The sequence below is a fragment of the Agarivorans gilvus genome (genome assembly GCF_001420915.1).
Classification (GTDB): domain Bacteria; phylum Pseudomonadota; class Gammaproteobacteria; order Enterobacterales; family Celerinatantimonadaceae; genus Agarivorans; species Agarivorans gilvus.
The window spans coordinates 335,961-350,323 of record NZ_CP013021.1 but is presented as its reverse complement, the minus strand read 5'-3'; the positions used below and the strand labels follow the sequence as shown (position 1 = coordinate 350,323).

13 protein-coding genes are annotated in these 14,363 nt (G+C 46.0%); 5 read left to right on the top strand and 8 right to left on the bottom strand.

Annotated elements, in window-relative coordinates; genetic code table 11:
* Positions 1 to 6 precede the first annotated feature (6 nt).
* The gene (locus tag AR383_RS01650; RefSeq protein ID WP_055731557.1) at positions 7 to 1,464 is read right to left on the bottom strand and encodes an NAD-dependent succinate-semialdehyde dehydrogenase; all 1,458 of its coding nucleotides are present in this window, start codon (positions 1,462 to 1,464) and stop codon (positions 7 to 9) included.
* Between the two features lie 109 nt (positions 1,465 to 1,573).
* Between AR383_RS01650 and AR383_RS01645 the strand changes: the two genes are divergently transcribed.
* Positions 1,574 to 2,506, top strand: a complete 933-nt coding sequence (locus tag AR383_RS01645) for a LysR family transcriptional regulator (protein ID WP_055731556.1) — start codon at positions 1,574 to 1,576, stop codon at positions 2,504 to 2,506.
* Positions 2,507 to 2,525: 19 nt separating this feature from the next.
* On the opposite strand, the gene AR383_RS01640 is transcribed toward AR383_RS01645, so the two are convergent.
* The 3 genes from AR383_RS01640 to cobO form a co-directional block, all read right to left on the bottom strand.
* Positions 2,526 to 3,605: an L-cysteine desulfidase family protein gene (locus tag AR383_RS01640; RefSeq protein ID WP_232304774.1), complete on the bottom strand. Its 1,080-nt coding sequence runs from the start codon at positions 3,603 to 3,605 to the stop codon at positions 2,526 to 2,528.
* A 2-nt stretch (positions 3,606 to 3,607) separates the two neighbouring features.
* A complete protein-coding gene (locus AR383_RS21880) occupies positions 3,608 to 3,817 on the bottom strand; it encodes a hypothetical protein (RefSeq protein WP_232304773.1) in 210 nt (69 codons plus the stop codon).
* Between the two features lie 143 nt (positions 3,818 to 3,960).
* Positions 3,961 to 4,557, bottom strand: coding sequence for a cob(I)yrinic acid a,c-diamide adenosyltransferase (gene cobO, locus AR383_RS01635; RefSeq protein WP_055731555.1), 597 nt, complete (start codon positions 4,555 to 4,557; stop codon positions 3,961 to 3,963).
* A 131-nt stretch (positions 4,558 to 4,688) separates the two neighbouring features.
* On the opposite strand from cobO, the gene AR383_RS01630 reads away from it, so the two are divergent.
* Entirely contained in the window at positions 4,689 to 6,614 is a 1,926-nt protein-coding gene (locus AR383_RS01630; RefSeq protein ID WP_055731554.1) for an exoribonuclease II, read from the top strand.
* Positions 6,615 to 6,683: 69 nt separating this feature from the next.
* On the opposite strand, the gene prc is transcribed toward AR383_RS01630, so the two are convergent.
* The 4 genes from prc to AR383_RS01610 form a co-directional block, all read right to left on the bottom strand.
* The gene (gene prc, locus AR383_RS01625) at positions 6,684 to 8,696 is read right to left on the bottom strand and encodes a carboxy terminal-processing peptidase (RefSeq protein WP_055731553.1); all 2,013 of its coding nucleotides are present in this window, start codon (positions 8,694 to 8,696) and stop codon (positions 6,684 to 6,686) included.
* A gap of 26 nt (positions 8,697 to 8,722) precedes the next feature.
* Complete coding sequence (gene proQ / locus AR383_RS01620) at positions 8,723 to 9,352, bottom strand: RNA chaperone ProQ (protein ID WP_055731552.1); 630 nt, start codon at positions 9,350 to 9,352, stop codon at positions 8,723 to 8,725.
* A gap of 82 nt (positions 9,353 to 9,434) precedes the next feature.
* The gene (locus AR383_RS01615; RefSeq protein WP_055731551.1) at positions 9,435 to 9,914 is read right to left on the bottom strand and encodes a GAF domain-containing protein; all 480 of its coding nucleotides are present in this window, start codon (positions 9,912 to 9,914) and stop codon (positions 9,435 to 9,437) included.
* Positions 9,915 to 10,178 carry a YebG family protein gene (locus AR383_RS01610; RefSeq protein ID WP_055731550.1) on the bottom strand — a complete coding sequence of 88 codons (264 nt, stop codon included), beginning with the start codon at positions 10,176 to 10,178 and terminating at the stop codon, positions 9,915 to 9,917.
* Between the two features lie 430 nt (positions 10,179 to 10,608).
* On the opposite strand from AR383_RS01610, the gene AR383_RS01605 reads away from it, so the two are divergent.
* Genes AR383_RS01605 through AR383_RS01595 form a run of 3 tightly spaced genes read left to right on the top strand, consistent with a single transcriptional unit; the run spans position 10,609 to position 14,360 of the window.
* Complete coding sequence (locus AR383_RS01605; RefSeq protein WP_198150198.1) at positions 10,609 to 11,178, top strand: paraquat-inducible protein A; 570 nt, start codon at positions 10,609 to 10,611, stop codon at positions 11,176 to 11,178.
* Positions 11,162 to 11,764, top strand: coding sequence for a paraquat-inducible protein A (locus tag AR383_RS01600; protein ID WP_055731548.1), 603 nt, complete (start codon positions 11,162 to 11,164; stop codon positions 11,762 to 11,764). The genes AR383_RS01605 and AR383_RS01600 overlap by 17 nt, the downstream gene beginning before the upstream one ends.
* On the top strand, positions 11,757 to 14,360 hold the full coding sequence (locus tag AR383_RS01595) for an MlaD family protein (protein WP_055731547.1): 2,604 nt from the start codon (positions 11,757 to 11,759) through the stop codon (positions 14,358 to 14,360). Before AR383_RS01600 ends, AR383_RS01595 begins: the two co-directional genes overlap by 8 nt.
* Positions 14,361 to 14,363: the final 3 nt, after the last annotated feature.

The following is a 14,363-nucleotide window of genomic DNA, read 5'->3' as shown; positions in this document are numbered from 1 at the left end:
CTTGAATTAAGCGCTTAAGCCGCCCATGCACAAATATTTAATTTCGGTGTAATCGTCTAGGCCATAGTGAGAGCCTTCGCGGCCATTACCGGATTGTTTTACCCCACCAAAGGGCGCTGCAGCATTAGAAATAATGCCTTCATTGATACCCACCATGCCGTATTCGAGCCCTTCTGCGACTCGCCATACCCGGCCAATATCGCGGGTATAAAAATACGCGGCTAAGCCATATTCTGTATCATTGGCCATGGCCAGCGCTTGCTGTTCGTCGTCAAACATAATCAGCGGGGCCACTGGACCAAAAATTTCGTTTTTGGCAATCGGCATGTCGTTGGTAACCCCAGTCATAATGGTGGCCTGGTAAAACTGCGAGCCTGCTGCGTCGGCTTCGCCACCACATAATACGCTGGCACCTTGCTCGACCGAGGCCTTAACCAGTTTGTCAACATCGTGCTTGGCTTGTTCGCTAATCATTGGACCAATCGCTACCCCTTCGGCTAGGCCGTCGCCCATTTTTAGCTCGGCCACCGCCTTGGCAAGCTTTTCGCTAAAGGCTTGGTAAACCCCTTTTTGCACCAAGAAACGGTTGGCACAAACACAAGTTTGTCCAGCATTACGGTACTTAGAGGCAATGGCTCCCTGTACGGCGGCGTCTAAGTCGGCATCATCAAATACAATAAATGGCGCATTGCCGCCCAGCTCCATAGAGACTTTTTTAACCGTAGAAGCACACTGAGCGATAAGCTGTTTACCCACTGCAGTTGAACCGGTAAAGGTGAATTTGGCGACATCGGGGCTCTCGGTCAGCAGCTTACCCATGCCACGCGAGTCTTCGCCCACTACCACGTTAAATACGCCGGCAGGAATGCCCGCCTGTTCCGCTAGTTCGGCCATGGCTAAGGCTGATAGTGGGGTTAACTGAGCGGGGCGCACCACAAAGGTACAACCGGCGGCCAGTGCGGCGGCCGCTTTACGCGCAATCATCGCATTAGGGAAGTTCCACGGCGTAACCGCAGCCACCACCCCAACCGGCTGCTTTACCACCACAATGCGCTTATCGCCGCTAGGGGCAGGAATAGTATCGCCATAAACCCGCTTGGCTTCTTCAGCAAACCATTCTAAAAAAGCCGCACCATAGGCAATTTCGCCTTTGGCTTCGGCCAAGGGTTTACCCTGTTCTTGAGTCAATATGCTGGCTAAATCGTCTTGATGTTCCATCATCAATTCATACCAACGGCGCAGCAATTTGGCGCGCTCATTGGCCGAGGTGGCCGACCATGACTTAAAAGCACTCTTTGCCGCGGCAATGGCGCTGGCTACACCAGCACAACCGGCATCATCTAGGGTGGCAATAACTTGTTGATTGGCTGGGTTAGACACACTGAATTTTTCTTCAGAGGCATACCACTGGCCATTAATATAAGACTGGGTTTTTACCAAGTTTACGTTGTTTATCGCTTCCATTGCTTGTCACTCATTTACTGGCTGAATTGCAGGTAATAGTCATTGAATATCAAAATAAAACGATGTTAAATATCAAACAATAAAACTTTAGTTTGAAGTAGATAAAACTATGTTAGATCCCAGCAATACTAAGCAGCTCAGTGAATACGATCTTCGATTACTTCGAGTATTTAAAGCGGTGGTAGAACATGGTGGCTTTGCCGCTGCCGAGAGCAGCCTTGGTATTACCCGCTCTACTATTAGTGTGCACATGGCCAGCCTGGAAAGTCGCATGAATATTAAGTTATGCGTACGGGGCCGCAGCGGCTTTGCCCTAACAGAGCGAGGTCAGGTGGTTTATCAAGCCTGTTTGAAGCTGTTTTCTTCAATTCAGGAGTTTGGCAGCTTAGTGGATAACCTAGGCAAAACCTTAAGCGGCGAACTGGTTATCTTGTATTCCGACCTACTCGACCAACATAGCATTCACAATATTGGCCGCGCGGTGGCGGCCATTAAGCAACAAGCGCCGCGCTTGTGTATCTTTTTAAATATGGAAACCGTGGCCAATATCGAGGCGGCGCTCATCAATAACCGCGCCCATATTGGCTTTTATCCGGCCTATAGGAAAATCGACGGCTTGATCAGTGAGGTGGTATTTAGTGAGCAGCTGTATTTATCGGTAGCGCAAAGCTCCGAGCTTTATCATGTGAACGACCAAGACATCGATGGCAAACTGCTAGCGCAGTATTCGGCGATCCATCCAGGCATCGAGCTTAATCCAATGGGGCGAGACCTATTAGCCCAACTTAATTTTGGCGCCAAGGGTTACCAGTTTGATAGCCGAGTCGCGCTGATTTTATCTGGTGCATTTATCGGCTACCTGCCTAAGAGTGAGCTAAAACCCTACTTACAAAGCCAACAGATCCGCTTGATCAAACCAGAGCAACTGCACTACCCCTTTGAGCTAAGTTTGGTGCAGAAGATGAACCCCAACGAAAAAGAGAAAGTTGCCCTAGGTATGGCAGAGTTGCAGCGAGTATTCAAACAACAGCCCAAGCCATAACAAGGGGTAAGCCAGCGGCTTAACTCAATAGCTGATTTTGTTTAGCTTGCATGGTGGCAATTATCGCTTGATCGGTGGCTAACATCGCGGTTTTAGACAGTTGCCCTAGCCTTGCGATACTGGCATCGGCAGACTCAAATACTATGCCTTGCTGCGCCGACACCTCATGCCCCGCTATCGCTAAAATTGCCGACTTCACTGCACTACTAGCGCCGGTAGAGACCTTCATAGCACAACCGGCCTTGGCCCCGTCACAAAATACTCCCGACACATCGGCCACCATAGCGTTAATCGCTCGGTGAATGGCGGCCAAGTCACCGCCCATGAGCCAAGTTAGCGCAGCGCAAGCCCCCATTGATGCGGTGGTAGCAGCGCATAAGGCCGACAGTTTGTTTTGCTGCGACTTTACATAAATCGCCACCAAATGGCTGAGCATTAGCGCCCTTAACTGTTGCTCCTCGCTCAACGTTTTTAATTCCGCATAGGCCAGTATCGGCATGGTAGCGGCAATGCCCTGATTACCACTGCCCGAATTGCTCATCGCAGCTAACATCGCCCCGCCCATGCGGGCATCGGAAGCGGCGGCGCCCAAGCTCATCGCTTTAGTCATTAAATCATCGCTTAATAAACCCTTAGCCACTTGCGCTTGTAGGCTCGCGCCTAAGGCCAGCCCATAGTGGCCACTTAAGCCCTCTTCGGCGAGCTGACGATTAAGCTCGGCAGCGCGACCAATAAAAGCAATTTGCGCTAGCGGAACTTGCTCAACAAACACTAGGATGTCGGCTAAGTTTAATTCAGGCGGTATTACCTGTTGCTGGGACACCGTGCTTAGCGCTTCGGCTTGATAAATAAGCTTGCCTTGATCCTTAATATACTCAAAGCGAGTATGGGTCTGAGCAATGCACACTTCCACCTCGCGCCCACCACATCCTGCTGTCACCACGGTATACAGCACATCCTCGCTATCGCACATGCTAAGCGACACTTTATTCTGACTAACAAGTTGTTTGGCTTGAGTTAAAGCGGGCTTTGACACATTGGCTAATACTTGCAAGCCCATGTCGGCATCGCCCCCGGTAGCGCCCAAAGCTGCGGCCATCACTAAACCAGTTTGACCGGTGCCGGGGATGAACACCCCATGCCATTTTTATAGAGATTGGGGCTAACTTGAACGTGCAGATAATCTGGTTGAGCTTGTAAAATTTGCGCAGCCTTAGCACTGGCTAAGGCAACGGTAACCGGTTCGGTACAACCTAATGCGGGTACGACTTGTTGTTGAACCAAAGCGATGTATTGCTGCCAATTTTTCATGAGAATATATGCTTAAAGAAACCTAAACTCAGTGTACCCACCAAGGTGCAGAAAAATATGGCGAGTTTTTCTTAACTTAAGAATTTATTAGAAAGAAAAACTCAATATCGAAATATAATTAGTGGTATTTACTCAAGTGAGCACTACCAGTCGATACCTTGGCGCGCCTTTACTCCCGCTTCAAAGGCATGTTTAACATTTTTTACCTCGGATACAGTATCGGCTATCTCAATGAGTTTACGATGACATGCGCGCCCGGTTACTACTACGCTTTGTTCGGCCGGTCGATTAGCAATTGCGGCCACCACTTCGTCTACGTCCAAATAGTCATAACTGAGCATGTAAGTGATTTCGTCAAGCAATACCAAATAAATGGAAGGATCACTCAACCATTGCTTACAACGCTGCCATACCTCTTGAGCGGCTTGAGTATCCAGTTCACGGTTTTGGGTTTCCCAGGTAAAACCGGTAGACATCACTGCAAATTCCACCTGATGTTGTTCCAATAGATTGCGCTCTCCGCAGTCCCAGCCGCCTTTAATAAACTGGCCAACGCAAGCCTTATAACCATGACCGGTGGCTCGTAGTACGTTGCCAAAACCGGCGGTGGATTTCCCCTTACCATTACCCGTAATGACCAATAGCAAGCCTTTCTCGATTTGCGCTTGCTCGATTTTTTGGTCCACTTGGTCTTTGATCTTTTGCTGTCGTTGTTGATGTTTTTGTTGATCTTTACTCATCCCTGCCTTCTCATTTATTACGCGTAGCAGCTAGTGTAGCCTGAGCGAAACCCGCTAAACCAGCACTGTTTCGCTAGAATACCAATAAACCTTTGGGTATAGTGCCCACTTGATAAATGATGGACGCTTCTATGCTTAAAGATAACCCTCTATTAGCGCAGCTTAAACAGCAAATTAGAGAAACCATTCCCACCGTTGAAGGTGTGGTAAAAGCTACCGAAAAGAACTTTGGTTTTCTTCAGACTGATAATAAAAAAAGCTATTTTATTGCTCCCCCCATGATGAAGAAACTAGTACATGGTGACCGCATTACTGCGGCGCTTCGTGAAGACAAAGGTAAGGAATCCGCCGAGCCAGAAAGCTTAATCGAAGCCGCTCTCGACACCTTTGTTGCGCGGGTTAAATTTGTCGACAAACGCACTAAACTGCAAGTCGACCATCCGCTCATCAATAATCTGCTTAATGCGCGAGTGAAAAAAGATCAAGGCATCACCATCAACGAGGGTGATTGGGTGATGGCCAAATTACTCAAACACGCCCTAAGCGAGCAGCATTTCCAAGCAGAAATCATTAAGCACATCGCCGACAAAGACGATCACTTTGCCCGCTGGAAAGCCACTACCGCCAAGCATGACCTAGCTTGGGACCAGCCCGATGTAGCCGATGAATTGCAGATTATTGATCAAGACTGCGAGCGCAAAGACTTAAGCGAGCAATTGTTTTTTACCATTGATGGTGACAATACCAAAGATATGGATGACGCCATCGCCATTAGCAAGCAAAGCGATCATTGGTTATTGCAAGTAGCGATTGCCGATCCGAGCGCCTACATCAGCAGTGGTAGTCAATTAGAACAAGCCGCCAAACAACGCGCCTTCACCCTGTATTTACCCGCGCGCACCGTACCGATGATGCCCAGCCAATTAGCCAATGAGTATTGCTCCCTGCAGGCTGAGCAAACTCGCCCTGCATTAGTTTGCCAAATGAAAATCGCCTTCGATGGTTTATTACTCGACGGTGCTGATTTCTATTTAGCTACGGTACAATCGAAGCACCGCCTCAGCTATCAACAGGTGTCTGATTTTATTGAGCAAAATAACCAAGACTTTGCTGAACACCCAGACTTAGTTGAAGCCTTGCAGCAGCTAAATATGCTTAGCCAACAGCGCCACCAATGGCGAGCCGAACACAGCTCGGTATTTGGCGACCAAGCCGATTATGAGTTTGTCTTAGATAATAAGGGACAGGTCATCGACATTCTTCGCCAAGCACGGCGCAGCGCCAATAAAATGGTGGAAGAAGCTATGGTAGCCGCCAACATATGTGGCGGACGCTTCTTGGATGAGCGCTTAGGTTATGGGGTATTTAGCTGTCATTCAGGTTTTAAACCAGAAAAACTCGACAGCTTGGTAGAACTACTGGCTAAATTCGACATTACCGTAGAAAAACAGCGTTTAACCGAGCTGGATTACTTTTGCCAATTAAGACGGCAAATTACCGCTAGTGAAAACAAAACCTTAGATCAATTGGTCAAACGTCATTACAACTTTGGCGTTTATCAGCCGCAGGGCTTAGCTCACTTTGGCTTAGGTGAGCCTAAGTATGCCACTTGGACTTCACCGATCAGAAAATACAGTGATTTGCTCAACCACCGCTTAATTAAATCGGTGCTAAAAGGTGAAACCCCAAGCTCGCCACTGGACGATGAGCTAGCCGAACATTTAGTAGATTGCCGTAAGCGCCAACGCATGGCCGAGCGTGAAATGGCCAACTACCTGTATTGCGAGTACTTTGCCGAACAAGATCCTAAGGCCGAACTCGCCGCCGAAGTCACCAACATTAATCGAGGTGGTTTGAATGTTCGCCTAGTAGACAGTGGCGCTTCAGCATTTATCCCTAAGTCGAAACTAGCGGAGAATAAAGAAGATCTGACTATCGATAGTGAAATGGGGAGCTTAAGCACTCCACAGCGACAGTATCAGCTGGGTGACATCATCACGGTGACTATCAGTGAAGTGAAAAAGCTACAGCAAAGCATTGTGGCGAGCCCTTGTTAAAAATTTAATAACAAACCACAAATAAAAAGGCCAGCGTGATGCTGGCCTTTTTTTGTATTAGTTAAAGGCTTAACTGGCTTTTAATAAGTTGAGATAATCGATAGCGATTTCTGCCGCTTCAGTTAAATAAGCGTCTTCTAACTCAATATCCTTTGGCGCGTCTTCAAGTTTTTCAACTGGCTCTAAACCTAGACGTTGTAAACGTTCATTCAAGCGCTCTAACTGCTGCTGTTCTTTCTCATCGCGCAGAGCAATTCGCGTTTTCTCATTTAAGCTAATTGAAGTGGTATCTTTATCTTTACGATACTCCGCAATGTCGCTAATAATGTATTGAAACTCGGGATCATGTTCAATTCGCGCTAGGTGCTTTTGATTTAAAGGCGCTATGTAGGAACTTAAGTCTGCAATGGCATGGTAATCAGCGGCTTTAATTTTATCCCAAGGCAAGGCGTTATCTTCTACACTTTCACCGGTTTCTTCAGGTGGAAGCGCCGCAGGATAAGCAATATCTGGAATCACGCCACGGTGCTGAGTGCTGCCACCGTTAATCCGGTAAAACTTAGCAATGGTGTATTGCACATGGCCTAGTTCGTTTTCATAAAGATCATAAATGCGCCCTAAGCCTCGGTGTTGTTGCACCGTACCTTTACCATAACTGTGTTCGCCTATAACAATCGCACGACCATAATCTTGTAGGGCCGCAGCAAAAATCTCTGAAGCCGAAGCGCTGTAACGGTCAATCAATACCACCATTGGGTCACGATAAGTCACTGAATTACTAGTATCGTTGTTAACGCTGATCCGGCCCAACTGGTCACGAACTTGAACCACTGGACCTTGAGGAATAAACAAACCGGTTAAGGCTGTGGCTTCGGTCAATGCGCCGCCGCCGTTACCACGAAGGTCAACCACTAAAGAGTTAATGCCCTGTTGCTTAAGTTTATCTAGCTCTTTGGCTGCATCTTCGCTCAAGTTAACGTAGAAGCTAGGCACGGTAAGCACCCCTACCTTTTCGCCTTCCAGCTCAAGCACTTCACTTTTGGCAGCGCGGTCTTCTAAGCGCACTTTGTCGCGTACGATATCTACAATCTTAGTTTTACCATCTACCTTACCACCGGCAGATAGCACTTCTAAGCGAACCGTCGTTCCTTTAGGACCTTTAATTAGATCAACCACATCATCCAAACGCCAACCAATAATGTCGACGATTTCGTCTTCACCTTGAGCTACGCCAACAATTTTATCCTCTGGACCGAGCTGGTTACTTAAGGCCGCAGGGCCACCGGGAACTAAGCTACGAATAACGGTGTACTCATCTTCGCCTTGCAATACCGCTCCGATGCCTTCAAGGGAAAGATTCATTTCCATTTTAAAGCGCTCGGCAGTACGAGGTGAAAGGTAACTGGTATGGGGTTCTATGCTACGTGAGTAGGCATTCATAGCGGTTTGAAAAACATCTTCGCTTTCGGTTTGCGCAAGACGTTTAATCGCGCTGTTATAACGCTTAGCTAACACTTCAACGATTTTATCGTGTTCGCGCCCAGCCATTTTTAAACTTAAGGCATCATATTTAACTTTTAAACGCCATAGTTCTTTAATTTCAGCTTGAGTCTTAGGCCACTCAGCATCTCGACGATCAAATTGATATTGTTCGTCTTTAGTAAAGTCCATAGGCTGATCTATTACCTGCAAGGAATACACTAGCTGCTGATAGCGCCGGCGTAGTGATAAATCAAACATGGCATAAAGCGGTTCTAAACGGCCCGCAGGAATGTCTTGGTCGAGGCTATAACGGTAACGTTCAAAACGACGAATGTCTTCTTCCAAGAACAAGCTGCGGTTGCTGTCTAGGTGTTCAATGTACTTATCAAAGATTTTGCTAGAAAGTTGGTCATCGAAGGGCACACTTCGGTAGTGAGAGCGGGTGTATAAGGCACTGATTCGTTTAGCAGCTGTTGCGTGTTGGCTCTGCTGACTTAAAGTTGGTAGCGCATCCTCCCCCAAGATCGGCGTTTGCGCCAACAACAACGTAGAAAAACTAAAGGTTAAAAAAAATAGCCCTAAACGGCTCAAATATTTCATAGGCACCTATCTCATTACCAAATCAATTATGCGACGATGTGTTCAGCTTTAACTTTAACTAACATACCGCTTTTCAGTGTAACTGCAATGCCATCTTTTGTGACTTCAGAGATCTGACCAGGCATAGGTGTTTTACCCACTAATACCCGTACCTCTTTACCGGTTACCAAGTCTTTGCTATCTAGTTTTTCAACTGGCTTTTGCTCAGCCGCGGGTTTAGACGAACTTGGCTTAGGTTTGCTAGTACGTTTGAAATCTGCTTTTGCTTTACGCGCCGCAGGCTTAGCTTTATTCGCCTTTTCGGCTTGTGCCTTTTTATTCGCAAATGCTTTCTCTTTGCTTTCTTTCAAGGTTTTTTGAGCGTGTTCTACGTGCTCTTGCTCGATTTCTGCACCTTCAACACCGTCTAAGTCAACGCGCTTAGAGCCAACTTTAACGCCATGTAGATAACGCCAGCTAGACGTATATTGACGTAGCGCAGAGCGCAATACGGTATTACTCACTTTTTCGTCTTCTTTAAGACGTTCGGCTAAGTCCTGAAAAATACCAATTTTAAGTGGCTTGGCTTCACCTTCTGTAGAGAAACAGTTAGGGAATTGCGTTGCCAAATATTGAATAACTTCTTTGCTATTTTTCAGTTTATTAGTTTGTTCCATGATGACCTTTCTTAATACATCTTTACTGGTACAGCTACAGGGCTGATTTCGGCTATTATAGTGAGCGTATATTGAAAAGCCATTAAAAATGCTCTTCTCCGAGTTTATTTTCCAACAGTTTAACTAAATACTCGATGCCTAACTGGTCGCTTTCATCGAAGCGAGAAGCTTGTGGGCTGTCTATGTCTATCACCCCAAAAAGCTGTCCATTGCGGTAAAACGGCACCACTATTTCAGACTCACTAGCCGCATCACAGGCGATATGTCCAGGAAAGGCATGCACATCGGCCACCCTTAAGGTCGTGGCTTGTTGAAATGCTTCTCCGCACACGCCTTTACCTACAGCAATAGTGGTACAAGCGGGTTTGCCTTGAAAAGGACCTAACAACAAGAGGTCTTTGTTTGAATTGATAAGGTAACTCCCCACCCAATTGATGTTGTCCATTTCTAACCACAATAAAGCCGAAAAATTCGCCAAATTGGAAACCAGTGGCAATTTAGGGTCAAGAATGGCGTCTAATTGTTTACCTAAGGTTTGATAGGCTGCTGATAACTGTTCCACTTATTCACCGACCTGTTCTAACATTGAAACATCAAACTCCTGCCCTTTTAGTACCTTTTGTAGGGCATCACGTTGCGCAGATAAATAAAAACCTAAGTTTTCTGCCTGTTGCTCAGTCAATTCGGGTTCGGCATGATGGAGCATCAACGTGAGTTGATCTGCCACATCCAGCATTTTGTCGTAATTGTCTGCCTCTTTTTTTGAACTAAAAGTCATTTTTTCTACACCGTTACGTTCGACGACATATTTAATAATTACAGCCACCGCTGCCTCCGTTTACTGTTTTTATATACAGGTTAGTATGCATCATTAACATTTAAACTACTAGGGTCTATTAACCTTTCGAAGTTAGAATTTGTTCAAATTAGAAGCCATTTAATTGAGGCGTAGCGAGTAATGTATAGTTACTCTATATAAACGGGCTACAACAAAGAGTAAATGGCTTTTAAATGACCCCTTCGGGCAGCGTGTGTTTGGCTTTTCTACGGTGTTATCGCCTATTTACTTAGAATAACTATGCTACACAGGCTCTGCCTTGTATAAAAGCCAAACACTCAGCAGTAAAAGTTAACGCGAAAGGTCAACAGACCCTAATGCCAAATTTATTCAGCATATCCAGCAAGATTTCGCTAATATAACAAACATGGAAACTCCCGATATATCAAAGCTATCCATTTGCCCCAGCTGCGACTTATTGATCGAAGCAACCCATCTATGCCAGTCTGGGCAGATATTGGTGTGCCCACGTTGTAAGCACCGTTTATGTCGCGGCAGCAAACCTCGCTTTTCTAACCAACTCGCTTTGGCCTTATGTTGTCTGATCATGGTGATTCTGGCTAATACTTACCCCTTACTTAGCTTCTCTTTTTTAAATATTCCGAGTTCTGCCAACATTCTAAGGGGGACAATACTGCTGCTAGACCACGGCTACTATTTAGTGGGGTTTTGTGTTTTTTTAGCCAGTTTTATTGCGCCGATTTTATTATTCAGCTTGGTTTGTTATACCTCATTTTCTCTAAGCATTGGCTGGAAATCGCCAATGCTTGCCACTGCCCTGCACTTCCAAGAAGACCTGATTCACTGGAGCATGATAGAAGTGTACTTAGTCAGTTTTATAGTGGCTTTGGTAAAACTGGTGGACTTTGCCGAAATCCACCTTGGCTATGGTCTTTGGTGTATCTGTATTACCTTATTTTTGTCTACCCGTTTAATTCAACGCCTCGACCCCTCTGAATATTGGGAGCGTTATGCCGACATCCGCTAAACAAGTTGGCTTAAAGCTGTGTGGCCACTGCCACATGGTATTACCCATGCAGCAAAGCCATTGTCAGCGCTGTCATATGCGAGTGCATAGTCGCATTCCTCAAAGCACTCAGCGCTGTTGGGCGTTTATTATTGCCGCCTGTATTGGTTTGTTCCCGGCGAACCTCATGGCCATTACCGTTCTCACTACCCGTGGTGCTCCTCAGTACGAAACCATTATGTCGGGAGTGATTAGTCTGATTAAAGACGATATGGTCAGTATTGCTATCGTGGTTTTTGTTGCCAGCATCGTGGTTCCGGTGATGAAACTACTGGGACTAATAGTAATATTATTAAGCCTGCACTTTCATGTAAATTTAGATAGCCGCCAACGTATTGTTATCTATAGAATCATAGACATAATTGGTAAGTGGTCGATGCTCGATTTATTCGTGCTGTCGATTATGATTGCGGTGTTTGAGCGGAATAACTTGGTCGGTGTAGAAGCTGGGCCAGGAGCCACCGCCTTTGGCGCTGTAGTAATGCTAACGCTGTTTGCCGCTAAGTCTTTTGACACACGTTTAATATGGGATGCCCAAGTTGAATAATGCCAGTGCGCCAGAGATAAAAAAAGAAAAAGTCATCTCCCCTATATGGCTGTTGCCTACCCTAGCTGTATTGCTGGGAGCCTGGTTATTATTTAAAGCTTGGTCGGAAGCCGGCATTAGCATTGATATTCAATTCGACAGCGCTAAAGGCATCACAGCTGGCGAGACCCAGATTTTTTATCAGGGGCTCGATATTGGCGTAGTAAAATCGGTTGAGCTGGCACCTAATTTAGAAGGTGTTGTTGTTAACGCAGAAATCAAAAGAGAAGCAGAAACACTACTCACCGCCGATAGCCAATTCTGGCTGGTTACTCCTAAAGCATCAATCACCGAAATCAGTGGCTTAGACGCCTTGGTATCGGGTAACTATATCGAGTTAAATCCAGGCACGGGCAAGCCCAGTGAACATTTTGTGGCTTTAAATGAGCCACCTAACATCATTCGCGGTAAAGGGCTTAATCTACGTTTACTGGCCGACGACTTAGGTTCACTAACCATCGGTTCTGGTGTTTACTTCAAAAAAATTCGGGTGGGTGAAGTTCAGCGCTATCAGCTCAACCAACAGCAACAAGTGGAGTTTGATATTTTAGTCAAACCGCAGTTTGCCGACTTGGTGAAGCAAGATAGTCGCTTTTGGAACGTGAGTGGCTTTAAAGCCGATATTTCTTTAGATGGCGTGCAAATAGACAGTGAAAGCCTCGCCAGTGTGATTAGTGGCGGAGTCAGTTTTGATAGCCCAAGCCAATCACAACAAGCCGAAGCCGGCCAGCAATTTACCCTCTTCGAGAGTCTTAAAAGTTCGCAGCGCGGAACCCCAATTAGCATTCGCATGCAACAGCAAAACGGCCTGGTAGCTAAACACAGTAAGCTACTCTATCGCGGTAATGTGGTAGGTTTTATTAATGATATCGAGATCAGTGACGACCATCAGCAGTTTCAAGCCAATGCGCTAATAGAACCCAAGTATGAAGACCTGTTTACTGAAAACAGCCAACTGCTGCTATTGCAACCCGATATTAGCTTAAGCGGTGTTAAAAACCTTAGTGCGCTAATTGGTGCCAAACAGATTGAGGTATTCTCCGCAGATGGCCCCTTAGCTAACAGTTTTAATTTAAGCCTCGCGCCTCCCGCCCCTGCAGGTAGCCGAGTGTTTAGCTTAAGTAGCGATGAAATTAATGGTGTCACAACAGGTAGCCCCATTGTCTACAAGGGTTTAACTATTGGCAAAGTAAGTGCCATACAGGTTCAGGATAGAAAATTTCAGCTTGAGGCTTATATCGATGCTGAGTATCGAGAGTTACTTAGCCAAAATAGTCGTTTCTACCAACAAAGCCCCTTAGAAATTGCCGCCGACCTTAATGGTATTAGTGTAGAAAGTGGCGGATTATCGGGTTTTCTTCAAAGTCCAATAATGCTGTTACCCGGCAGTGCCAATACACCGTCTAACCAGCAAAACTTCAAACTTTATCAAAACAAAAAGGCAGCGGAGCTCTCCAAAGGAAAAATCTTAAAGCCGCTCAAATTGACGCTAAATACCGAGTATTTAGGCTCTATCGCCAAGGGAGTTCCGGTGCTTTATCGCCGTGTCCCGGTGGGTGAAGTCAGCGCTTATCAGCTAAAAGCCGATGGACAAATTGACGTTAGCTTGAGTATTGACGGCAGTTATAAGCATTTGATTACCGACAGTAGCCGATTCTGGCATGCCTCTGGTATCGAAGTGAAAGCCAGTTTAGAAGGCTTGTCGGTCAATAGTGAATCGTTAAAAGCCCTAGTGATGGGCGGGGTAAGCTTCGATAACTTTGATGAATTAGCTAAAGAGAGCGTAGCTACTCTGTACCGTAGCAAACACGACGCCACAAGGCGCCACCTTGCCATCGAGCTAAGCACCAACAATAGCGAAGGTATTTATGCCAATATGCCTATCAAGTATAAAGACCAACAAATAGGAAAAATTGACTCACTACGTTTTAGCGAAGATCTAAAAACACTTTATGCCAAAGCCGATCTCGATTTCCCTTACTATCGTGATTTTGCTCGTACAGGTAGCCGTTACTGGCAAGAAAGTGCCACTATTAGCCTAAGCTCAGTGAAAAACCTCGACACATTAGTTAAAGGGGATTTTATTAATGCCCTGCCCGGTAAAGGTAAACCGACGCTTAGTTTTGAACTATTTAAACAAGCGCCAGAAAGTGATCCTAATAGCTTACACATTTGGTTAAGCAGTCGCCATTTTGGCTCCTTAAAAATTGGCAGCCCAGTACTGTACAAGCAATTCCAAGTCGGAAAAGTTGATGATGCCAAGCTTGCTACCGATGGCTCACAAATATTGGCGCGTTTGAGTATCAGCAGTGAATACCGCCACTTAGTCCGCAAAAACAGCGTCTTTTGGAATGCCTCGGGAGTGGATGTGAAAGTCGGCTTGGGTGGCGCCGATATTCGTCTTGATTCGGTAGAAACCTTATTAAGCGGTGGCATTGCCTTTGCCACCCCTGATGACAAGCCTTACGCTAATCCAGCACAGGACCAAGATAAATTTGAATTACAGTCCACTTACCAGGAAAAATGGCTACAATGGAGCCCATCGATTGAGCCATAAACA

Bases quoted from the DNA above. Each gene is read 5' to 3' on its own strand.
- AR383_RS01650 (WP_055731557.1), bottom strand. From the start codon at position 1,464: ATGGAAGCGATAAACAACGTAAACTTGGTAAAAACCCAGTCTTATATT.
- cobO (WP_055731555.1), bottom strand. From the start codon at position 4,557: ATGAGTAAAGATCAACAAAAACATCAACAACGACAGCAAAAGATCAAA.
- AR383_RS01630 (WP_055731554.1), top strand. From the start codon at position 4,689: ATGCTTAAAGATAACCCTCTATTAGCGCAGCTTAAACAGCAAATTAGA.
- AR383_RS01645 (WP_055731556.1), top strand. From the start codon at position 1,574: ATGTTAGATCCCAGCAATACTAAGCAGCTCAGTGAATACGATCTTCGA.
- prc (WP_055731553.1), bottom strand. From the start codon at position 8,696: ATGAAATATTTGAGCCGTTTAGGGCTATTTTTTTTAACCTTTAGTTTT.
- AR383_RS01640 (WP_232304774.1), bottom strand. From the start codon at position 3,605: ATGGCCGCAGCTTTGGGCGCTACCGGGGGCGATGCCGACATGGGCTTG.
- AR383_RS21880 (WP_232304773.1), bottom strand. From the start codon at position 3,817: ATGAAAAATTGGCAGCAATACATCGCTTTGGTTCAACAACAAGTCGTA.
- proQ (WP_055731552.1), bottom strand. From the start codon at position 9,352: ATGGAACAAACTAATAAACTGAAAAATAGCAAAGAAGTTATTCAATAT.
- AR383_RS01600 (WP_055731548.1), top strand. From the start codon at position 11,162: ATGCCGACATCCGCTAAACAAGTTGGCTTAAAGCTGTGTGGCCACTGC.